16 protein-coding genes are annotated in these 21,732 nt (G+C 40.4%); 6 read left to right on the forward strand and 10 right to left on the reverse strand.

Annotated features, from left to right (window positions below):
- Window positions 1–108: 108 nt before the first annotated feature.
- Window positions 109–1,347: a peptidase gene (locus tag RMZ95_RS15485; RefSeq protein ID WP_322682720.1), complete on the reverse strand. Its 1,239-nt coding sequence runs from the start codon at window positions 1,345–1,347 to the stop codon at window positions 109–111.
- Window positions 1,348–1,892: 545 nt separating this feature from the next.
- Here RMZ95_RS15485 and RMZ95_RS15490 point away from each other — a divergent pair.
- The 4 genes from RMZ95_RS15490 (at window position 1,893) to RMZ95_RS15505 (ending at window position 6,843) form a co-directional block, all read left to right on the forward strand.
- Window positions 1,893–3,965, forward strand: coding sequence for a serine/threonine-protein kinase (locus tag RMZ95_RS15490; RefSeq protein WP_322682721.1), 2,073 nt, complete (start codon window positions 1,893–1,895; stop codon window positions 3,963–3,965).
- Window positions 3,966–4,217: 252 nt separating this feature from the next.
- On the forward strand, window positions 4,218–5,480 hold the full coding sequence (locus tag RMZ95_RS15495; protein WP_322682722.1) for an O-antigen ligase family protein: 1,263 nt from the start codon (window positions 4,218–4,220) through the stop codon (window positions 5,478–5,480).
- Window positions 5,477–6,622, forward strand: coding sequence for a glycosyltransferase (locus tag RMZ95_RS15500; RefSeq protein WP_322682723.1), 1,146 nt, complete (start codon window positions 5,477–5,479; stop codon window positions 6,620–6,622). The genes RMZ95_RS15495 and RMZ95_RS15500 overlap by 4 nt, the downstream gene beginning before the upstream one ends.
- Before the next feature lie 29 nt (window positions 6,623–6,651).
- Window positions 6,652–6,843: a hypothetical protein gene (locus tag RMZ95_RS15505; RefSeq protein WP_322682724.1), complete on the forward strand. Its 192-nt coding sequence runs from the start codon at window positions 6,652–6,654 to the stop codon at window positions 6,841–6,843.
- A gap of 15 nt (window positions 6,844–6,858) precedes the next feature.
- Here RMZ95_RS15505 and RMZ95_RS15510 read toward each other — a convergent pair whose 3' ends face one another.
- The 3 genes from RMZ95_RS15510 to RMZ95_RS15520 form a co-directional block, all read right to left on the reverse strand.
- Window positions 6,859–9,489 carry a chloride channel protein gene (locus tag RMZ95_RS15510; RefSeq protein WP_322682725.1) on the reverse strand — a complete coding sequence of 877 codons (2,631 nt, stop codon included), beginning with the start codon at window positions 9,487–9,489 and terminating at the stop codon, window positions 6,859–6,861.
- 210 nt (window positions 9,490–9,699) lie between these two features.
- Window positions 9,700–11,013, reverse strand: a complete 1,314-nt coding sequence (locus tag RMZ95_RS15515; RefSeq protein ID WP_322682726.1) for a TldD/PmbA family protein — start codon at window positions 11,011–11,013, stop codon at window positions 9,700–9,702.
- 396 nt (window positions 11,014–11,409) lie between these two features.
- Window positions 11,410–12,270: a Tab2/Atab2 family RNA-binding protein gene (locus tag RMZ95_RS15520; protein ID WP_322682727.1), complete on the reverse strand. Its 861-nt coding sequence runs from the start codon at window positions 12,268–12,270 to the stop codon at window positions 11,410–11,412.
- A gap of 287 nt (window positions 12,271–12,557) precedes the next feature.
- Between RMZ95_RS15520 and RMZ95_RS15525 the strand changes: the two genes are divergently transcribed.
- Together RMZ95_RS15525 and RMZ95_RS15530 are read left to right on the forward strand one after the other, a co-directional pair.
- On the forward strand, window positions 12,558–12,890 hold the full coding sequence (locus RMZ95_RS15525; RefSeq protein ID WP_099102448.1) for a DUF433 domain-containing protein: 333 nt from the start codon (window positions 12,558–12,560) through the stop codon (window positions 12,888–12,890).
- The gene (locus RMZ95_RS15530) at window positions 12,887–13,126 is read left to right on the forward strand and encodes a DUF5615 family PIN-like protein (RefSeq protein WP_322682753.1); all 240 of its coding nucleotides are present in this window, start codon (window positions 12,887–12,889) and stop codon (window positions 13,124–13,126) included. The genes RMZ95_RS15525 and RMZ95_RS15530 overlap by 4 nt, the downstream gene beginning before the upstream one ends.
- A gap of 155 nt (window positions 13,127–13,281) precedes the next feature.
- Here the strand turns inward: RMZ95_RS15530 and RMZ95_RS15535 are convergent, their stop codons facing one another.
- The 6 genes from RMZ95_RS15535 to RMZ95_RS15560 all read right to left on the reverse strand — a co-directional run bounded on the left by RMZ95_RS15535 (window position 13,282) and on the right by RMZ95_RS15560 (window position 21,701).
- Window positions 13,282–13,929 (reverse strand): HAD family hydrolase, encoded by a 648-nt coding sequence (locus RMZ95_RS15535; RefSeq protein WP_322673105.1) that lies wholly within the window; start codon window positions 13,927–13,929, stop codon window positions 13,282–13,284.
- Between the two features lie 165 nt (window positions 13,930–14,094).
- Window positions 14,095–15,288 (reverse strand): NAD(P)/FAD-dependent oxidoreductase, encoded by a 1,194-nt coding sequence (locus RMZ95_RS15540; RefSeq protein ID WP_322682728.1) that lies wholly within the window; start codon window positions 15,286–15,288, stop codon window positions 14,095–14,097.
- 377 nt (window positions 15,289–15,665) lie between these two features.
- The gene (locus RMZ95_RS15545; RefSeq protein WP_322682730.1) at window positions 15,666–17,693 is read right to left on the reverse strand and encodes a serine/threonine-protein kinase; all 2,028 of its coding nucleotides are present in this window, start codon (window positions 17,691–17,693) and stop codon (window positions 15,666–15,668) included.
- A gap of 524 nt (window positions 17,694–18,217) precedes the next feature.
- Entirely contained in the window at window positions 18,218–19,327 is a 1,110-nt protein-coding gene (locus tag RMZ95_RS15550; RefSeq protein WP_322682731.1) for a serine/threonine-protein kinase, read from the reverse strand.
- Between the two features lie 454 nt (window positions 19,328–19,781).
- Window positions 19,782–20,342, reverse strand: coding sequence for a hypothetical protein (locus RMZ95_RS15555; RefSeq protein WP_322682732.1), 561 nt, complete (start codon window positions 20,340–20,342; stop codon window positions 19,782–19,784).
- Window positions 20,343–20,477: 135 nt separating this feature from the next.
- The gene (locus RMZ95_RS15560) at window positions 20,478–21,701 is read right to left on the reverse strand and encodes a type II secretion system F family protein (protein ID WP_322673111.1); all 1,224 of its coding nucleotides are present in this window, start codon (window positions 21,699–21,701) and stop codon (window positions 20,478–20,480) included.
- Window positions 21,702–21,732 lie beyond the last annotated feature (31 nt).

A 21,732-nucleotide genomic window follows, 5' to 3' on the forward strand; every position in this document is an offset into this window, starting at 1 on the left:
AACTTAACTTTGTGCAATGGTATCGAGACTATTACGGTAAATAAAAAAAACATTCCTGACTATATCCTACTCATAGCAATAGTCTCGATACCAGAATTGGTAATTACTTCAGAAAATAGTCAATCTATATTTACCGCGTTCCTGTGGATTTTTGGAAGTAATAACTATATAGTATGTATCATCTTCAGGCAACCTAGCTCGGTCAATTAAAGCACTGTAGACACCACTTTTGTCTTTGTCTTTATCGATCGCGATCGTCTGTCCTTTAGAATTTAGCAAAGCTACATAAGGAGAAAACTCTTCATCAACACTATCAACACGAATACTTATCAGCTGATTTTTTCTACCTTGAAAATTAGAAACATTGTAAGCGCCTCCATTTTGTTTCAAGGTTGAGCTTTTGGCAGTTAGTTGATCTGATTCATCTAAAGTATAGCTAGCTCTATCATTCCTGAGAGCCAAACTATAGCGGCCTGTATCTCCAGGATTTTGACTAGTAACAGCAATCTTATAAATACCATTCTTAGGCAGTCGCGCGAAAATAAATGCATCATCACCACCACTGCTTTTATCCAAAGCGCCTTTTTTAACAATGATATTATTATCAGGATCGTGCAGAAACAACAACGGTTTTAAACTCAAGTTATTGGATCTGCGTGTATCATTACTGCCAATCAATCTAATTTGAACTAATTGATTTTCTCTGCCCTCAAACTCATAGAAATGAAAATATCTACCTTCAGATTGAAAGTCACCTTTACTCAGAATACCTAATGCAACATCTACAAAGTTAATCTCTTTGTAAGTTGGTGTTGCAGGTGAAGAAATCGCTGAATTATTGAGATTTTGGTTTCCTGTAGCGACATTATAACTTGGCTTGCGAACTCTCCCAGAGCCACCATTAGAACGATTGGCGTTTGAGTTAGCAATTCTAGCTCTAGACGATCTAGATGCAGAGCTACCACCATTGGAACGATTAGAATTTGAGTTAGAAGTCCTACGTCTAGATGCTCTAGGAGTAGAGCTATTATCTGAAACCCTGGAAGTTCGCTGAGAATTTTCTCTATGAGAAGATACACGAGGAGCCTTTTGTACTGGTGACTCAATAGATATCTTCCGTCTTGGAGATGTTGATGCCTGAGAAGCAGGAATTTGCTCAATTCCTTTTTTTACTGCTTCTGGTTGTCTCTCATCTGGTGATTTAGCAATTATGAAATCTTGAGAACTTTGAGATTTCACAAAAGCACTTATAGGCAGCACATTACTTGTAATTAACAAACTACTACTCACGCAACCAATTAAAACATGACTTAATTTGCGACGATAGTTTTTGTTGTCTAATAGCATAATTACGCTCCTAATTTTGCTGATAATTTTGTCTTTCAAGAAAAGACAAAATTAATACTAGTTGCTGTTTTAGCCACAGCAGTTATGTAAATGTAAAGGGAAATTTAGCGTATATACTTTAGCGGCTTGCTAAAGGCATCGCCTGTAATCAAATGAATTCGTATATCTTACATACCCAAATGTTTGCCACAATCAAATCGGAAAAATTGTATTTTCAATTTAGACTACTAAAGGAAATCTCAATTTCGTAGGTATATACTGAGCTACAAACTTAAATTGCTGCTTTTCGGAATTTTGCCTAGATATTTTTGTAAACTTGACTAAATTGCGCATACAGATGTAATACACAAGCAGACCTGACGCCCATCAATTCGTCAAAAGGCATCGCTCAAACACAATTTTTTCAATTTATCTAAATTGTTCAATACCTGATGAGGTAAGGAAATAGAAGATTTGTATGCTGTCTCAGTGATATTTACTAACAACAGAGATTATACTGCATGACTTAAGATGAATATATACCCCAACTGAAATGGATTCCCAGTATGCTCTGTTGTGTGAATCCCGATTGCCAAAAACCCTTAAATCCTGATAAAAACAACTATTGCCACAGTTGTAGAGCGGAATTGATACCCCTGCTAGGAGGTCGCTATCGTCCCACTCAGGTTTTATCAGACGAGGGTGGATTTGGTAGAACCTATCTAGCCAAAGATATACACAAACTGAATGAATGCTGTGTTGTTAAGCAATTTGCGCCAAAACTTCAGGGAACTGGGCCGCTAACTAAGGCCGTTGAACTATTTAAACAAGAAGCGAGCCGACTGCAAGAACTGGCAGAACATCCACAAATTCCAACTTTATTGGCTTATTTTGAGCAAAATAGCTATCTCTTTTTGGTGCAGCAGTTTATCGATGGGCAAAACTTGCTCAAAGAATCGGAAACGCGGGCAAACTATAACGAAACGGAGATTCGCCAACTTTTGCTAGATTTACTGCCAGTACTGAAGTTTATCCATCTGCGGGGAGTGATTCACCGAGATATCAAGCCACAGAATATTATTCGCCGTCAAAGTGACGGGCGATTAATCCTCATTGATTTTGGAGCTTCCAAGCTGTTGACAGCAACAGTGTATACAAGAATGGGCACTGTGATTGGCTCACACGGTTACACTGCACTTGAACAGATGCAAGAGGGAAAAGCTTACCCAGCCAGTGATTTATTCAGTTTGGGGGCTACTTGTTTTCATCTCCTGACTGGGGTTCGCCCATCTCAACTGTGGATACACCAGGGTTATGGTTGGGTTGCATCTTGGCGGCAACATTTAACCAGTTCAGGTAGGGACGGGATTTCTATATCTGTAGAGTTGGGTGAAGTTTTGGATAAGCTGTTGCAATTAGACATCCAAAAGCGTTATCAATCGGCTGATGAAGTCATCAATGACTTGACACCTCAAATACCATCATTGTCATCAGTGCCCCCAACTATACTGACAACAACATTTGCAGCTCCCCCAGCAAACAAGGTGCTAGTTTCACCAAAATCAAATAACAATCTGAAAAGTCAACTGCTGTTAGGTTCTAGCATTTTAGTGTTGGGATTAGGGGGAGTTTGGTATTTTCAGTCTCGTCCCCAGATAGTCAGCGAGGCTCCTCAACCTATTTCTCAGCCTGTTTCTCAGCCTATTCAGCCCCAAAAAAACGTCTCAGAAAATTCTTATTCACCCAAACCCTTCAAGGGGCATTCTAGTGACGTGAATTCCGTAGCTTTCAGTCCTGATGGTACAACCCTTGGCAGTGCCAGTGATGATAAGACAATCAAGCTATGGAATCTGACAGGTGGACAGGAAATCCGCACTTTAGAAGGACATTCCAATTGGATTTGGACTATAGCTTTCAGTCCTGATAGCAAAATCCTCGCTAGTGGCAGTGCGGATAAAACAATCAAACTGTGGAATCTGGAAACAGGAAAGTTAATTCGCACTCTGGAGGGAAATAGCGATGGAGTTACTTCTGTAGCTTTCAGTCCTGATGGCAAAACCCTTGCCAGTGGCAGTGCTAGTAAGGATATGAAAATCAAACTGTGGAATCTGGAGACAGGAAAGTTAATTCGCACCTTAGAGGGACATACCAGTGGTGTTGCATCTGTAGTTTTCAGTCCTGATGGTAAAACCCTTGCCAGTGGTAGCTGGGATAAAACAATTAAATTGTGGAATCTGGGAACAGGAAAGTTAATCCGCACCTTAGAGGGAAATGCAGAGTCGATTCTTTCAGTCGCTTTTGCTCCTGATGGCGTCATCCTTGCCAGTGGCAGTAAAGACAAGACAATTAAATTGTGGAATCTGAAAACAGGAAAGTTAATCCACACCTTAAAAGGACATAATGATAAGGTTAATTCTGTCGCCTTTTTGCGAAGCGTAGGTTCAAATGGTATCACCCTTGTAAGTGGCAGTAGTGACAAGACAATCAAACTTTGGAACCCAGTCACCGGAAAGGAAATCCGCACTTTGGAGACAGGTTCTGGATATATTTATGCCGTTGCCATTAGCCCAGATGGACAAACCATTGCCGGTGGTGGAAGTGGTGAAAACATTCTCAAAATTTGGCAGATGATTAATTAAAAATATTTGATAGCGTACATTCAGAATACATTGCGACTTTTTTGGGTTCTACCTGAGAAAGAACATTTAGCTGTGCAAAAATACCAAATTAATCCTAGCCTCAAAAGATGATATTGGCGAAGAGTATATTATGGTAATATTCTGTACGTGTTGGGGATTATAGCTTGAAAAAAATATCAAAATCTATCCCCAATTCGCCAAAAGTGGGTTATAGAGGTTTGATTTTTTTTTAATATCTTTAAATAAAAGGTTATGATTAATATATTTTTTCTACTCATACTATTTTCTTCACTTTTAGGGCGAATTAAATTTCCAGGAATAAATATTGGGATTCATTATTTATTACTTCCTATATTTAGTTTGGGAATCATTAGTTTATCTTTAAAATCTATACCAGAAGTTATTAAGAAGCATAAAATAATTGTGATATCTATAGGTCTGATGTATTTGTGGATGTGGCTTTCTTCATTCATGAGCAACTTTCCAAATATTGCTATTATTTATAGTCTAAAATACTCAACTTATTACATATTATTTTTTGCTTTTTTAGTATTAACTTTTAAGAATATAACTGCACCATCTTTAACATTTTATTATCGTTGCATATTGTACTTACTACAGATCATTGCAGGTTTGGGTTTTTTAGAGGTTTTACTTCCTAATAACTGGATTTTTAAATTATTAAAGTTTCCTAGCTTTTATCCTGAGATTGGTTCAATTATGCAAAACCCTAATCAGTTTGGGGTCATAGTCGCCATTGGATTATGTTTAAGCCTGATTTTAGAAAAACAGAATAAAATTTCTAAAATTGAATTACATATAAGCGAATTCATTTTTCTAATTCCCTTAGCATTATCTGCCAGCGGTAATGGCTGGGTAATTTTTATAATTGGGATGTTTCTTTTGCTGATATATAAAATTATTAGTTTGAGAAAAATGATTTATCTAATCAGCTTGTTGTTTTTATTCATTGTAACTGCACCAGTTTCTACACAGAGAATTGGTTTGGCAGATAGTAAAATATTTCCATTAACTAATATATTTTTAGAAAATTCAAGTTCGGTCAATCCAAATCAAAAAAAGATTCCTACTCTTATGGGAACAGGTTTTTCCAGGTTTCAAATGTGGCAGGCAGCTATTAATGAAACTATTAAAAGACCATTTACTGGTATAGGCATAGGAGTTTTTCCAGACCAGATAGGAGTGAAAGTTTGGGGAAAGAAAAGTTATCACGCACATAATATATTTTTAAATGTGTCAGCAGAGCAAGGAATTCCTGGATTATTGTTATTTACTAATTTTTTAGCGAGAATAGCATTGAAAGTTAAATATACTAATCCTTTAATTACTGTTCCGATTATTATGTTTTTAGCATCTCAAATTCCAGATGTGTTTACTGAAGACTATACTTTTACAACTATTGAGTTTTATTTTATCGCAGCGGCTATCAATTCTCGCAAAGATGTTGTCACGCAATTAAAACCTGAAATTATTGAAAATGCCAAAACCCTATGAGTGCTAAACCTCGTCTTTACTTAATATTTCCCAATATATTTGATTTCAAGGGAGGTATTCAAGTTTACTCAAAATTTTTGCTGAAAGCTTTACAAGATATATATCCTGAAGCTGATTATGATGTGTTTCTCAAATACGATAAGTATAGTTTAAAACAGCCAGATAAATTGCAGTTTTTAAGTTCAACAATATTTCATTATTTTGGAGATTTACCAAAATTATTGCAACCAATTTTATTTGCCACGAAAATAATTATTTTAGCTATTATTCAACATCCTGTTATAGTGATTTCTACTCATGTTAACTATGCGATTGTTTGTTATATTGTCAAATTTTTTACTGGAACTCCTTACTGGGTCGTTGCTCATGGCTTAGAAGTTTGGAATATCGAAAATAAGGCAACAAAATTTGCTTTAGAAAAAGCAGATAAAATCATTAGTGTTAGTAATTATACTCGCCAGCGCTTGCTTCAAGATACAAATATTGATTCAGAAAAGATAGTTATTTTGCCTAATACATTTGATGCTAGTAAGTTTCCAATAAATTCTAAACCTACCTACTTACTCAAGCGATATAACTTAACAGACGAACAACCTGTAATTTTAACAGTAACGCGCCTGGGAAGCACTGCAAAATACAAGGGTTATGACCAAATCCTTCATGCTTTAGTTAAAGTGCGATCGCATCTTCCTAATGTTCACTTTATTCTTGCAGGTAAAGGAGATGATATACCTCGAATTAAAGCTTTAGTTACTAACTTAAATCTCCAAGATTGCGTAACAATTGCCGGATTTGTTCCAGAGCAAGAATTGTGCGATCATTACAATCTCTGCGATGTTTTTGCTCTGCCTAGTAAAGGAGAAGGATTTGGGATTGTTTTTCTAGAAGCTTTAGCTTGTGGTAAACCTGTTTTGGCAGGTAATCAAGATGGTTCTATAGATCCCTTGGCTGAGGGGAAGTTGGGATGTTTGGTCGATCCTGATAATATTGAAGAAATTGCCGATAATCTAATTCAAATCTTGCAAGGTGATTGCTCTAATCCAGTAATTTACCAACCAGAATACTTACAGCAAAAAACTATTGAAGCTTTTGATTTTAGCCAGTTTCGGGAAAGTTTAGCAAAGTTAATTAGTAGTAATTAGTTACAATTTAATAAAATTTGGTAAAAAAAATGGACGATTCAGTATTTGTTATATTTCTCGCCTTTGGATTTATTTGGGTTTTGATGGGAGTTGTCGGTTGGATTGCATTTCTCAAATCTGAGGGTGAGGAAATTAAGTTTGGGAAGTGGGGACTTATAGTTGCTATTCCAATCTTAATACCAATAATTATTACTCTGATTATTGGTGTATTTTATCATTAAAAAACTCACTAAAATCTATGTTTTTTGTTTTTGAATCGCACCTCTAACCAAAATGACTGTACTTTCAACACCAGAGGCGATCGCTTCGGGAATATTACCTTGAATCGCTTGCTGTAGCAATCCCTCGCGGGAAGCTCCCAAAACTACAACGTCGTAACCTTCGGTTTCCACTAGGTTAATCACACCTTCAGCGACTGAATTAGCTTGTATGGGGAGAGCAACTACAGTACTCGACAATTTGCGACGACGCATCAAATGGCGGATGGCTTGTTCTGAAATTGACATATCTGGCTTGAGTTCAGATGGTTTAAACACCTGTGTCAAGCGAATTTTCGGATCGTTTCCCAATGTAATTAAAGCCGGTAGCAATTTAATTGCCAGTGGGGAATTGGGGCCACCAGCCACTGGAACTAGCCAACGGTTAAACTGGGGACTGGAAATTGGGGATTGAGTAGTGCCTAATTTTACTAATACGACTTCGCAGGTAGCTTGGCGAATTATGGTGTCAACAACGCTGCCAAAAATCCGACCAGGGGTAGATGTATTACCTTTCCATCCCATTAAAATTAGGTCGATGTGTTGTTCGTTGATTGTCTCCAAAATTGCCTGCGCCACATCGTGGGTAACTCGAATCTGCGTGTGTAAGGGAATTTTCCACTTTTTTGCTAAGACTTCTGCCTGTCGTAGCAAGCGGCGGCTTTTTGCCGTTCTTACCTGTGTTTCTGATGGGGAACTGTGGCGGGGTATGAGCATCACTTGCACGCAATCTATTTCATAATGGCGATCGCGGGCAATAGCTGCTGCCATTTGTAATAAAACACCTGCTGTTTCGGGATTTGCTACGGGTACTAATAATCTACCTCTACCAGTGCTAGGCGATCGCGTCTGGTAAACTATGTATGAAGGTTCTGGTCGCAGTTTCGGTGTCGCATTCTCACCATTGAGATGATCTGCTTCCGCCCGAATAATATCTGCACGAGTAATAATCCCAATCAGTTTTCGTCTATCTACCACCGGTAAACGACTGATTTGATAGCGATCGAGTAAATATAGTACATTACTGAGGGTGTGAATTGGTGATACTGTCATCGGGACAGATGTCATAATTTCTTTTAAGAAAATATCGGCTAGATTGCGATCGCGAAATGTGTGGTTTGTACTCTCGCGGATTTTTAACAAGTCTGATTGCGTTACAATCCCCACTAACTTGCTATCTTCTACCACAGGGAAACCGCGATGATGGGAACGAGCAAAAGCTTGCATTGCTTCTTCCAAGCTCATCTCTGCATCTAGAGTTTCTACCCGTTCTTGCATTACATCTTTTGCAGTTAACTTGGTTAATGCTCCTTCCATCGCAACTTCTTTGGTGAGAGTAATCCCTTTTAACTCCAAAAGTTTTTCATAAAGCGAACCAGGCACTACCTTATCCGCAACCAGGTAAGCTGCGACAGAAACAATCATCAAAGGTAGCACTAGGTTGAAATCTGTAGTCATTTCAAAGACAATCACAATTGCTGTGATTGGCACTTTGGAAACGGCGCTAAAAAATCCACCCATACCCGCTAGGGCGTAAGTCGTAGGAGAACCAACTCCGGTGATATATAACTCAGATACACCGATGATGTGTCCTAAACAAGAACCCAAAATCAGACTGGGAGCGAATAATCCCCCCGGCGCTCCCGAACCAAATGCAATCAATGTGAGGATGAACTGGGCTGCAAAGGCGATCGCGGCGACACTAGGATGGGAATTTCCAGTAATTAATGACTCTCTTAACCCAGTATTATCACGGAAGGATGGAGGAAGCATGGCGACAACAACACCAGAGATAAATCCAGCTAAAGCTACGCGCAAGGGCAAACTGATGTGTAATCTTTCGTAAAATTTAATACTAAAGATAATGCCGTGATTAAACAATGCACCAAACAGGCCTGCCAAAATACCTAACAGGATGAAAAAGGGAATTTCTGGGATGGAAAATTGGCTAGAAGATTTTACTAATTGCAAGTTAAGGTCAAGAGAGCCACCACCCAAAAGTCGGGATATCACGCCACCAATAAAGGAGGCGATAATGGCAGTTCCGAGAGTCAATCCTGATAAATCTTGGAGTAATTCTTCAACGATAAATAATACACCTGCAATTGGGGCATTGAAAGCAGCAGCCAAACCGGCACCCGCACCAGCTGCAATCATCTGCCGTCGATGATCTGGGGAAGTGGGAACCCAACGACTCATCCCTGCTGCCAAACCTGCCCCCACTTGGACAGTAGGGCCTTGCCGTCCCAAAGTCATGCCAGAACCGATGGCGACGATCGCACTGAGTAACTTCACACCCGCTACCCGCCAAGATAATGTCACAGGCACATTAGCCAGAGAAGCTTTGACTTGTGGAATACCGCTACCAGAAGCCTCCGGTGCTAATCTATCCACCAACCATCCAGCCAGAAATCCCAGGACAAGACCAATTGCAGGTAGTACCAGCCATGCCGGGAAAAGGTGGGTAGTATGCACTCGCCATGTCCCCAGCCATCCCGATCCGACTTTTAGGAATACCGCAGATAGGGCAGCAACCAGACCGATAATACAGGCTTCGGCGATCGCTAAACCTCTTCTAGGCTGCCACCAGGTGCGAAAACGCTGATTCATACCAGTTTTGGATTTTAAATTTTGGATTACAAATCTTTCCTAAAAAGCTGTTTAGTGGAATCTTAGAGGATGGTTTAAAAGCCTATATCAAGGCTCATATCCCCGACTTCTTTAAGAAGTCGGGGATATTGTTATTCACAAATAATTTAGGATCGCTATACAAAAGCACTCTCCCCGATTACGAATTACGAATTACGAATTACGAATTATTTAATTGCTTCTTCCCGTAGTAGATAGCCCTTCTACGATCAGAGACGGAGTATAACAAGAACCATTCCAATCAACATCGTTGCCTAGTGTAACCAATTGCTTCAGGGCTGTGTAAACATTACCTGCAACCATCGTATCCTTAACACGCCCAATTACTTGACCATTTTGGACGCGGTAGCCTAAATCGACGTTGATCGAAAAATCTCCAGAAATACTGCCGCCACCACCCAACATTTGATCGACAATCAAGCCATCATCTAGTTGTTGAATCAAATCTGGTAACGATGCCGATCCGGGCTGGATGAGAAAATTAAATAAACCAGGGGTAGGATAGCTACCTAAACCAGGGCGAAAACCATTTCCAGTGGTATTAGTACCCAGTTGGGAGCCAGTGGTGCGATCGCTATAGAAATGCTGTAAAGTCCCGTTTTGGATAAATACTAGAGATTGAGCCGGAGTGCCTTCATCATCAAAAGGGCAACTGTAAGGGCCAGCTTCAGGATCTTGGTAGATGGTGAGACTAGGTGCAACTACTTCCTTACCCAAACGTTCTGCCCAAGGTGAAGCTGCTTCTAAAACTCGCTTGCCATTCAAAGCGGCTTGTACAGTACCCCAAAGCATATCGGCGGCTTTAGAAGTGAATAAAATCGGGACACGACCAATAGGAGGTGAAATATTTTCACTCGACCAAATTAACCGTTGTAAAATTTGGTTAGCTAATCTCTCTGAGTCGAGTTCCCCCCGATTGGTTTGACCATCAGCAACACTTAAAAAATCATCACCACGCACCCATTCTGCTGATATATAGCAGCTGAGGGTAGTGTCTGTATAGTGACAATCTAAACCTTTGGTGTTGACTAGTCTGGTGGTTTCAATATCACATTCCCAGTCACCATTACATACAACATCGGGATAGGCATCACGAATGAGTGCGATCGCTTCTTTGCCCCAGTCCACCAAAACCTCTATCGGGAAACTTTCTCCTAAATCGGGGTAGGAAGGCTGAAAGTTAGAGCCTAATTCTACAGTTTCCGGTTGATTTAGTTGACTCAAAGCCAGAGCTTTTTCTACCATTACTTCGGCTAAGACAGAACCGTAAGCTACCGTCAGTCCCGGACGCCCGTTTCGCCAAAGCCGTAGTGCTGTGCCTTCAGATTGGTTAGTTTCTAGCTGTTTGAGTCGGTTTGCCTCAAAAAACACGGGACGAGAAAGCGATCGCGACTGATACACTTCAGCAGTTTCTGCTCCAGATTTTATAGCTAGTTCCAGCAACTGTTCGGCTAGTGTATCTTGTGACAAATTTTCAGAACCCATGACCCTTAGTGAATTGTGGATTTTGAACCGCATATCAACGCTATCTTTTGAGAAGTGCGATGTCTACGACGAGCTACGCCTACGCACTTTCCAATGATGAACGCAGATAACTATCCAAAAATCATCAATGTTTCTTTACAGTTACGATTTGAAACCGCAGATCGACACTGATGGACGCAGTTAATTATCCCAAATCATTGTCATGTCTCAACGGATATTGTCATTTGTAATTGGGGATTGGGGATCGGGCATTGGGCATTGGGCATGGTTATTCTCCTTATCTCCCCAGTTCCCAATCCCTAGTCCCCAGTCCCCAATCCCCATTACCCCTTATCACCAGAGGGGGCCCCACCATCCCCAGTCCCCAGTCCCCAGTCCCCAATCCCCAGCCCATTTTCACAAATTAACCTCTTGCAACAGCCAAAAACCAGCAAAAGATTCTGCTTTGGGATCGGACTGTACCCCGATAAAATGTACTCCATTCGCTTTTTGCTTGGCTGCTTCAAAAGCTTTGGCTTCTGCTAAGATTTGAGGTTTTTTGATATTTGCCACAATCCAGCTTTCAGTTACACCAGTTTCTAAAAGCAATCTCGCCTCTTGGCTAGCGTCAAATTTTAAAAAAGCTAACTCCAAACCAGACATCCAGCCAGCCAAGGGTAGCGCTCTCGATGAGAAAATCAAAATACCAGGAATACGGGCTTCGGGTGAAACTTTCGCCAACTCTAAAGGGAAAGCTTCACCAAAACCAATTTCCCACTCTGGCATATCAGCAAAATCCGCAGCATCTAAGGTAACAAATACCCACTGCTGTCCTTCCAAAGCATCTGGTAAACGTTGTGGCAAAGGTTTTTCTAAGCGGACTGAGGGATTAGTCCCCCCTTGATACCCTGTCTCTTGAGGATACACTTCTTCCATCCGCTGTTCTAACCATTGATTGAGAACCAAAGTCCGGCGGCTAGGCTGGGCGGGAATACCCAAATCTTGGCAAGCTTTAGTAATCATATTGTTCATTTGGCGGCGGAAAAAGCGGATTTTAATTGGTGCTTTTCCAGCTTGGTTAATAGCCTCCTGCAATGCTGTCCGCAACCAGACCGAATTTACCTGGGTACTGGGACAATATTGAGCATAGCGAAACAAAGAGTCTACTTTTGCGCCGATATCCAAGGGGCTTTCGCAGACTAAGACTTCCCAAACTTTTTTTTGATTAGCGTCCAAAATCGGACGAGAGTAAAAATCGATTTCCCAAATACTGCCCATGTTTTGCGGTAAAAATCTGGCTGTTATGTTTTCCTGATATCTCGATCATACGAGTGTTGGGGCAGCAGGGGAATAAGGGAGTGGGGAGTGGGGAGTTGGGGCAAGGGGGATGAACGAGTCTTTGAGGTGGATAATATAAATACTAGGCATGTCAGACTTAGAGGTTTTATGTCCCTGACGCTTTAAAACTTGGAAAAAATGCAACAACAGTACAGTACCCCAGCGATCGCATGAAACTATTCAATGGCAATTAAGATAATCTTAAAAGACCCTACAGAGGTAGATGAATGCAACTAGAAGATTATTTTGAGTTTTTAGACCCAGATGACATCCGTATCAAAGGCCATCGCATTGGTATTGATAATGTGATTCAATATTACTTGCAAGGATATTCACCAGAGGAAATTATAGACGAATTACCTTCCCTGAATTTGGAGAAAATTTACGCTACGCTTACCTACTATCTGCATAATCGTGTTGAAATAGATGCTTATATGTTGCGGCTAGCAAAGTGGCGAGAACAGCGCTATCAAGAATCATTAGCTAATCCTTCACCTTTGATGCAACGTTTAAGAGTATTAAAGGCGCAACGTGAGCAGGAGTTGCTAAACTCTTGGTGAAGGTACGTTTTCTCATTGATGAAAATTTGTCGCCCAAACTGAAGATAGCTGTTTTGCGCTTCAATCCAGCAATAGATATTCTGCGCGTAGGCGATGCCGAAGCACCACCATTAGGTACGCTTGACCCAGATATCCTGCGCTACCTGGAATTATCCCAACGAATATTGGTTACAGACAACCGCAAAAGTATGCCTCAACATCTGGAAGAACACTGGGGAGATGGAGGACATATTTGAGGACTAGTTTGGTTGCGTTCCAGTGGGAACCTGAGTATTTAGGCAGAAACAATTTATTTGATTTGGGAAACGACTGAGGCACAAGAGTGGATTGATAGATTGGATTGGATTCCACTTTAAAAAAAATTTAGCGTTGTTAAATTGAAAGTATCCCCTCATTTTCCACGGTCGATCCAAACACCTCTGAGTCCAGCTGCTTTAGCTGCATGATAATCTTCTACAATGCTATCGCCGATATGCCACGCCGCCTCTGGGGAACATTTATGTTTGTCTAAGGCAATGGCAAAAATTTGCGGGTCGGGTTTAGCTGCACGTACCTGCGTAGAAATGGTGACGGAGGTAAAAAACTCTCTCAATCCCAAACTTTGCAATACTGAGTAAATCCGAGAATCAAAATTGGACAGCACCCCCAGGCTAACTCCCAACCGCCGCCAGTTGATTAAAGCTGGTAAAACATCAGGATAGACAAACCACGGTTCGCCAGTGCCAAAGTGGATGTAAAGTTCGCTAAAAAAAGCCGAAAAGTCAGAAAATTCCTTGAGAACACCTGCCCTTTCAAAAGTGTTCAGAGCAATTATCCGCCACCAATCAAACTCGCGCTGGGGAATATCTTGCAGTTCTGCATCTGGAAATATCGGTGGCGGCGCTGTTTTAAAGCTTTGGATGAAAGCTGTATTCAATGTTTCGGCTGAAACTGTAACGCCAAATTCCTGGGCTATCTGACTATAAACTTCGCCCACACCACCTTTGACATCGAAAAGTGTACCCACAGCATCTAAAAAAATAACTTTCGGTTGTTCCATTAAAGTTTGAAAATTTTGAATGTTGAATTTTAGATTTTGGCTTATTAAGAGCTTCTGTGGGTAGAGTTTAGCATTTGCTAAGTAGATTGGCGGAAATTAAACAAATCATCGTAAATGTATTGGTTTTTTTACCAATGCTCAATTCGCAATTCCCAACCTTGAAAGTTACCTTGAAAGTGTTTCTATAATCGGACGGAATAGCCAATTAAAACCAACTTTCAGCTGATGGTCTAAAGTTGGCAATCTATATAAATAAGCAGCACGGCGAGCGACGTATGCCAAGGGCCCATCTAGTTTAATTCCCAAACCAGTGAGAGTAGCGTTGTCTATTCCTAGTGCCATCATTTCTCCTAACTGTTGGTAGTGGAAGGGAAGGAGGGGGCGATTAGTCAGAGTTGCCCAGATATTCCAAGCAGTATAATCAGCTTGTTGAAAAGCCGCTTGTGCCGTAGCGGGGACTTGCTGTCCTTCAGCATCATGACAATCTGCTAAATCTCCCAAGGCAAAGATTTCTGGACGATCGAGGACTTGCAGATTGGATGTAGTGATGATTTGACCGCGCTGATTTTGCTTGAGAGGAAGAGATTTGACTACGGGCGCAACTCTAGTTCCTACAGTCCAAATTACCAAATCCACGGGAATCGTGTCTAACTGGTTTTTGTACTCTAGGGAAATGCTATTTTGCTCGATTGATTCGACTTTGGTTTCTAAGTCAATAAATACACCACGGGCATCTATTGCTTTCTTTGCTGCTTCCCGATTGAACTCTGGGGAAGTTCGCAAAATTTGGTCGGCGATTTCAACGATCCGAAAGCGTCCTCTTTCGCCTAGTCTGTCAGCTAACTTACAAGCTAACTCTACACCACTGTAGCCAGCCCCAACGATCGCTACCCGAATTTTATCAGCATCCGATTCTTCTAAAAATCGCAGGCGTTCTTCTAAACGATAAGCATCAGAGATGGTGCGGAATGTGTAGGCGTAGGCTGCCGCACCAGGGACTAAATCTAGCGGTGTTTCACCTCCTAGCGCCAGCACTAATCGGTCATAAGGAATTTCCGGGCCTTCTTGGATATTTACCCGTTGCTGGTCGATGTCAATTCCAGACACAACGCCTTGATAAAAACGCACCCCTGTGCCTTGTAAAAGTTCTTCAAAGGGTGGGGCAATTTCCCAGGTTTGCAGTTCGCCAGTCAGTAATTCGTAAAGTAAAGGAGAGAATAGGAAGCGATCGCTTTGATCTATTAGAACAATTTCGGGTTTTTGCGTAGATTCCCAAGGTAATTGGCTTAACCGCAAGGCTGTGTAGAGACCACCAAAGCCTCCACCAAGGATACAAATTCTAGAAGTTTGTTCAGTCATCTATTCTATGTTATGGAAGAATCAATATTAATTAGGCAACTAACTTCAGGGTAACTGAAAGTTTAGGTTTCAAAACCCTCCATTTGTATGAATGGTTTTAACATCGGTAACTCAACACTGCTTCGGTGAGACAAAAGGTGGATGAACGAGTCTTCGATCTGGATTCATCCAATTCAAAGGTGGATGAACGAGTCTTTGATGTGGATTCATCCAGTTCAAAGGTGGATGAACGAGATTCTAATACCAATTTGAAAAAAGAATGCGACAGATACATACGGACATACCTTTGTTCTGTCTGGCTTTCTTAATGCATGAATTTTGAATTTTGAATTGATATAACTCTCCTTCATCCCCAATCCCCAATCCCTAATTCTCACTCACTGAGACAACCGCCAAATCTTAATAGTGTTATCTTCACTACCGCTAACAAGGGTTTTGCCATCGGGAGTGAAGGTAACAGATGTGACGGTGTTGGTGTGCCCTGCTAATGTGAGAATTTCTTCTCCTGTAGCTGTATTCCACAGTTTGATAGTGCGATCGCGGCTAGCACTAGCAACAATTTTACCATCGGGACTGAAGGCTACGGATGTGACAGTATTGCTATGTCCGGCTAAGGTGCGAAGTTCTCTTCCCGTAGCTAAATTCCAAAGTTTAATGGTGCGATCGCGGCTAGCACTGGCTAAAGTTTTACCATTTGGGCTAATAGCCACAGTTGTCACTGTTTGAGAATTTCCTTCTAGTGTGCGGATTGGGTATCCCTTTGCTAGATTCCAGATTTTGATCGTCTTGTCAAAACTGCCACTGGCCAGAATCACACCATTAGGACTAATAGCCACTGACCGCACCCAAAATGTATGCCCTGCTAGTGTCCGAATTTGCTCTCCTGTTGCCAAATCCCAGATTTTAATCGTATTGTCATCACTAGCACTAACTAAAGTCTCGCTATCAGCACTGATGGCTAGGGCATGAACTGAGTCAGAATGCCCTATAAGAGTGCGAATTTGTTTTCGCGTTGCCAAATTCCAGATTTTAATCGTGTTGTCATCACTAGCACTAACTAGAAGTTTGCCATCTGGACTAATTACGACGACATTCACCTGCTGAAAATGCCCTTTGAGTGAAGCGATTAGTTTTCCGGTTGCAAGATTCCAAAGTTTGATAGTGCCATCGTCGCCACTGCTGGCTATGGTTTTACCATCAGGACTGATGGCGACAGATAAAACTGAGTTTTCGTGTCCTTGGAGGGTGTTAGCTAAGGAAACTTTACCCAAGCTAATCTGACTCAAAATCGCATCATTTTTACTAGGACTATTTTGTTGCATCAACCTAGAGACCAAACTGGTTTGAATCTGGCGAAAATTTTTATACCAAGATTCGCTGAATCCAAACAACAGAATGAAAGCACTTACCAAAATTAAAATTCTCAGTAAGGGATAGCTTTTTGGTAAAGCTGGTGCTTTAGTTGGTGGTAATTTCCCAGATGACTTACCCGCAGGTGGCAGTGCGAGGAGTTGTTTTGGAGTCAAATCTCTCAGGACTTCTTCGGCTGACTGGTAACGTTCCTGGATATCTTTTTTCAAAAGCTTGTCGATGACAAAATCCAACTCAGGATTTAACGGACTTCGCAAATATTCCCGCCAATTACTTACCCAAGCGTACCCAGATTCCATCCACAACTGAAATGGGGAATTTCCCGTTAGCAGATGAAAGCAGGTAGCCCCCACACCGAACAAGTCGCTGGCGGGGAAAGCTTTCCCATCTCTAATTTGTTCTAGGGGAGAATAACCATGCGAACCAATGGATGTGCCAGATTTCTGCTGAACTTTGGCGGTAAATTGCTTTGAGGAGCCAAAATCAATCAAACTTAATCGCCCATCATTTTTATTGCGGATAATATTTTCTGGCTTGATGTCTCGGTGAATAATTTTGCGATCGTGGATAAATTTTAGGATGGGTAGTAAATCTAACAAAATAGATTGAATGTCTCTAGCGTTATAAGCCTTGCGCTGTTGCAACTCCTTTAACAAATTATCTCCATTAATAAACTGCTGCACCAAATATAGGCAGCCGTCTTGCTCAAAATAAGCTATCAAAGTCGGAATTTGAGGATGTTCCCCAAGGTCTTGTAGTCGCTGCGCTTCTTCGGCGAACAACTCCATCGCCTTTTTTTGCGACCAAGTTCCTTGGAATTTTGGAGCTAATTGCTTGATAACACAGCGTTCATTGAGTTTATCTACGTCTTCTGATAGATAGGTTCTGCCAAATCCCCCCTCATCTGAAAGGACTCGGATCACACGAAAGCGATTTCTTAAAAGTGACACCAGCGGGGTGCTACAACTTTGGCAAAACTTCTTTCCATTGGGATTCAGGGGATTTGAGCAATCGGGATTTAAGCAGCAGATCATGATCTGACAGGCGCGACTGCATGACAACTTAGGCTAAGTTTGTCCCGAACTTTCCCTTAAAATAATTGACTCTCGCTTACTTGTGGTAGATAAACCCTGTTCTGGGGATTGGGGAATTACTTATATAGTTAGCTTTTGTAAATAGTAGTCAGTCTTCCTCATCTGTGGAAAACTACGAGAGCCATAAGATTAATTATTCTATCGATTATATAATAATCTAAATAAAAATATTTTTTTGAACTTTTAAACCTAGTAATTTTGCTTGTATCTTGGCAAGCGACAACTGACTAAGTATTGAATACAAACCCTGATTAATGAATCATTACTGATTATCAAATATAGTTAAAATGCTTACTAAATTTGTTTTAGCTATTTTCAATTGCCCATAATTAATTATTCATTTGATACTTCAGCTAAAAAGGCTGCAACTTACAGCAAATTTCAAGTCGATGCGATACACAAGCTAAGTCTGTTACCCAGGTATAAAGCATGTTTTACTCCTGAATTATGAATTCTGCTGTATGTTATCTTGTTTCCTTGAATCTTGCTCTCCATTTCCGAATGGCATTAGCAGTTCTAGCTACAGGTGGCATGTATACATCATAATTTTCGTGTTGTATAATTTCATGCTGTGTAATTTTGGTTTGTGTAATTTCGTGTTGTGTAATTTCGTGTTGTGTAATACTTTTATTATTTAATTTTTGGGTAGTTAAACAGTTAGCCAAAGTAGGCAAATAACTTTCACTACTTAAAGCTTTCATCACTTCATCGGCAGTCTTAAACCGCTCCTCTAAAGTAATTTTCACCATTTTTCCTAAAATCTGGGCGAAACTGTTGCTGATATTTACCTGTTTTTGCCAAGATATTTCACCAGTTTTTGGGTCGTAGTCCAATTCTAAAGGACTTTTAGCAGTCAACATAAAAATGCAGGTTACACCCAGTGCATAAATATCACTGGCATAAACTGGACGTAAAGAAAACTGTTCTGGTGGTGCAAATCCCTTAGTACCGATAAAGTTGGTTTTTACAGCTTGATTGATTGAGTTTTCACAAGCATCAACTAATTTCTCTTTCACCGCACCAAAATCAATCAGCACTATGCGCCCATCATATTCACACCGCAATAAATTCTGAGGCTTAATATCCCGATGAATCACATGATGTTTATGAAGATACTGTAAGACAGGTAATAATTCCTGTAAGAACTGCTTAACTGAGGATTCACTTTTGGGCCCAGTTTGCCGCACTTCTCGCGCCAAAGTCAAACCTGGCACATATTCTTGAATTAAAAAAAACTCCCCATTTGCCTGAAAGTAGTCTAATAACATGGGAATTTGCGAATGACTACCGAGTTGTCCCAAAATTCTTGCTTCTTTTTCAAAGCGCATACATGCCCTTTGCCAACTTTGGGGACTAGTCACTTTTGGACAAAGCTGTTTAATAACACACAGTGGCTTTCCAGGTAATACGGCATTTTTGGCTAAAAATGTTACGCCAAAACCACCTCTACCTAAAATTTGCAGTATTTCATAGCGATCGCGAAATAGCCGTTTGGAACCACACATCTGACTCAACTGAGTTGGTTGTGAAATGCTCTCTTGATAATTCGTTGTTTTTTGAGGAAAACGATTCATTAGTATAAAGTATCTGCTTTTAAATGTTTCTAATTTTATGACAATTCTTTATTGGCAACAGTAAGATTACTGAATCTTTGTCAAATCCTCATTACTCTTCAAAAAGTAAAAATAAATTTTTGTAGAACTAGTCCTTTCACGGATGTGTGACGAGCTAATTTGTAGTTTTGTAAAGGTGAAAGTCTGTTGCGTGGTATTTATAAAAATTTTGTATGAAGATACACATAATAAAACCCCTCTATTTTAACAAAAGGGGGACGGCGTAGCCGGGGATAAAAATATGTAGTTTTACACTTAGTACATTTCTATAAATGTAAGGACTTGCATTCTTACGTTCGCAAAGATGGGATGTTTTTTTGACTATACAGCAGCTTTCAAATTACTTAGGTACACAACGATTCGTCTGTTACCCAGGTATAAAGCGTATTTTACTTTTGAATTCTGCTGTAAGTCCCTAAGCTGGTGGAGTTTGTGAAGAGAAAATATCTGTGATATTCTCCTCAACCAGCAAATCGGGTGTTTGCATAATAAATGGGAGTTCGGCTCCCACAAGACCTCTTTGGATGCGTTCTAAAGTCTCACTAAAAACGATAAACAGAGGATATACAGTATTAGCTCCCTCACTCAAAATATGACTGTGACGGAGAGGCATCAACCACTCATAATCATTGTCTAGATAAACTTGAGTTTGTCGCCAACGTCCTAACAAATCAGAAAAGTCTTCGTCAGCGCGATGAATAAAGACTAAAATTTCTGCACCAGTTTTGATTTTCCACTCTGGATCGCACATCAAAATTGCCACATCACAGGGTAAGCAAATCGTTTTTAAGGCTGTTGTAGCAGGATTGCGAAGCCGAACAATTGGCAAGGGTATAGTAATGACACTTTCATCTGGACGGCGCAGACTGGGAATCATCTCCAAGTAGGGCCGATATTGCTTTAATAAGGCGATCGCAGCTAGATGATTACTGTACTCTGCCAAACTCGCTTCGTACTGAGATTTTTGTACAGTCATAGTTTATTAAATAATGAGGAGTGAGGAGTGAGGAGTTAGGAGTTAAGAATAAAATTAATTAGTGATAAGCTAAAAGTTAGGAATAAAAAATTTTAATTCCTAACTCATAACTTCTAACTCTTAACTATTAATCCTTTATCCCAGCTTTTCAAATACTGCAAACATAGGCAGATACATCGCTAGCAAAATGGTTCCAACCATTCCCCCTAGAACTACAATCATCACCGGTTCCAAAATACTGGTCATTGCTTTTACTGCTTGCTCGACTTCATCTTCATAGAAATCGGCAACTTTCATCAACATTCCATCTAATTCTCCAGTTTCTTCTCCGATACTAATCATCTGAATTGCCATAGCCGGAAAAACGGCATCTTTTTGTAAAGCAATGCTAATCATGCCTCCTTGTTGAATCTCCATCCGGGCAGCGTCTATGGCATTAGCAATCACTTGGTTTCCTGATGTGTCTCGGACAATTTCTAAGCAAGTTAAAATTGGTACACCTGAACGAGTCAAAGAACCAAAAGTCCGGCTAAAGCGGGCAACTGAAGATTTTTGAATTAAATCACCAAACAATGGCATCTTCAAGGAAAAACGATCGATTGTGATGCGACCAACAGGAGTTTTAGAGTATTGTGTAAAGGCAAATTTAAGTCCGATAAGAGCAGCAAGAAGAACTAAAGCACCCGGACTTCTCAGAAATTTACTCGCATCCATCAAGAATTGCGTTAGAGGTGGTAATGTGATTCCAAGTTGTACAAAAATTGTGGCGAAAATTGGAATAAGAAAAATAGTCATACCAAGAAAGATAGCAACTGCGATAAAACCCACAACCGTTGGATAAGACAGTGCTGATTTAATTTGGTTTTGTAATCGGGCAACATCTTCTAACAACTTGGCTAAACGATTTAATACTTCGTCTAGTACACCGCCAACTTCGCCAGCTTGAATCATACTCACGTATAATCCATCAAAACAGTCAGGATGCTTCCGCATTGCCTCTGAAAGATTCATTCCGCTTTGAACATCGGTGCTAATGTCTACAAGGGCTTGTTTCAATTTAGTATTACTACACTGTTCGGAAAGTACCCCCAAACTTCTAACGATCGCAACTCCCGCATTCATCAAAACGGCAAATTGACGCGAAAAAACGGCTTTGTCTTTCACAGAAACCTTAACTAAGGAATTCTGGAAATTTTTCAAGGCAACATCTGGCTGAAATCCTTGAGATTGCTTGAGTTCTTGGATTACAAAACCTTGATCTCTAAGATTAGTACGAGCTTGTACCAAGGATTCAGCAACAATTTTTTCTGTTCGAGATTTCCCTTGCGAATCCCGAACACGGGCAACGAAGTTTGGCATAAAATAAATTCAAAATAGTTGTTATTAATTG

It is taken from the genome of Nostoc sp. DedQUE07 (assembly GCF_034530975.2).
Taxonomy (GTDB): domain Bacteria; phylum Cyanobacteriota; class Cyanobacteriia; order Cyanobacteriales; family Nostocaceae; genus Nostoc.

Excerpts from the sequence above, each read along its gene's own strand:
- RMZ95_RS15485 (WP_322682720.1), bottom strand. The coding sequence starts at position 1,347 with ATGCTATTAGACAACAAAAACTATCGTCGCAAATTAAGTCATGTTTTA.
- RMZ95_RS15490 (WP_322682721.1), top strand. The coding sequence starts at position 1,893 with ATGCTCTGTTGTGTGAATCCCGATTGCCAAAAACCCTTAAATCCTGAT.
- RMZ95_RS15495 (WP_322682722.1), top strand. The coding sequence starts at position 4,218 with ATGATTAATATATTTTTTCTACTCATACTATTTTCTTCACTTTTAGGG.
- RMZ95_RS15500 (WP_322682723.1), top strand. The coding sequence starts at position 5,477 with ATGAGTGCTAAACCTCGTCTTTACTTAATATTTCCCAATATATTTGAT.
- RMZ95_RS15505 (WP_322682724.1), top strand. The coding sequence starts at position 6,652 with ATGGACGATTCAGTATTTGTTATATTTCTCGCCTTTGGATTTATTTGG.
- RMZ95_RS15510 (WP_322682725.1), bottom strand. The coding sequence starts at position 9,489 with ATGAATCAGCGTTTTCGCACCTGGTGGCAGCCTAGAAGAGGTTTAGCG.
- RMZ95_RS15515 (WP_322682726.1), bottom strand. The coding sequence starts at position 11,013 with ATGGGTTCTGAAAATTTGTCACAAGATACACTAGCCGAACAGTTGCTG.
- RMZ95_RS15520 (WP_322682727.1), bottom strand. The coding sequence starts at position 12,270 with ATGGGCAGTATTTGGGAAATCGATTTTTACTCTCGTCCGATTTTGGAC.
- RMZ95_RS15525 (WP_099102448.1), top strand. The coding sequence starts at position 12,558 with ATGCAACTAGAAGATTATTTTGAGTTTTTAGACCCAGATGACATCCGT.
- RMZ95_RS15535 (WP_322673105.1), bottom strand. The coding sequence starts at position 13,929 with ATGGAACAACCGAAAGTTATTTTTTTAGATGCTGTGGGTACACTTTTC.
- RMZ95_RS15540 (WP_322682728.1), bottom strand. The coding sequence starts at position 15,288 with ATGACTGAACAAACTTCTAGAATTTGTATCCTTGGTGGAGGCTTTGGT.
- RMZ95_RS15545 (WP_322682730.1), bottom strand. The coding sequence starts at position 17,693 with ATGATCTGCTGCTTAAATCCCGATTGCTCAAATCCCCTGAATCCCAAT.
- RMZ95_RS15550 (WP_322682731.1), bottom strand. The coding sequence starts at position 19,327 with ATGAATCGTTTTCCTCAAAAAACAACGAATTATCAAGAGAGCATTTCA.
- RMZ95_RS15555 (WP_322682732.1), bottom strand. The coding sequence starts at position 20,342 with ATGACTGTACAAAAATCTCAGTACGAAGCGAGTTTGGCAGAGTACAGT.
- RMZ95_RS15560 (WP_322673111.1), bottom strand. The coding sequence starts at position 21,701 with ATGCCAAACTTCGTTGCCCGTGTTCGGGATTCGCAAGGGAAATCTCGA.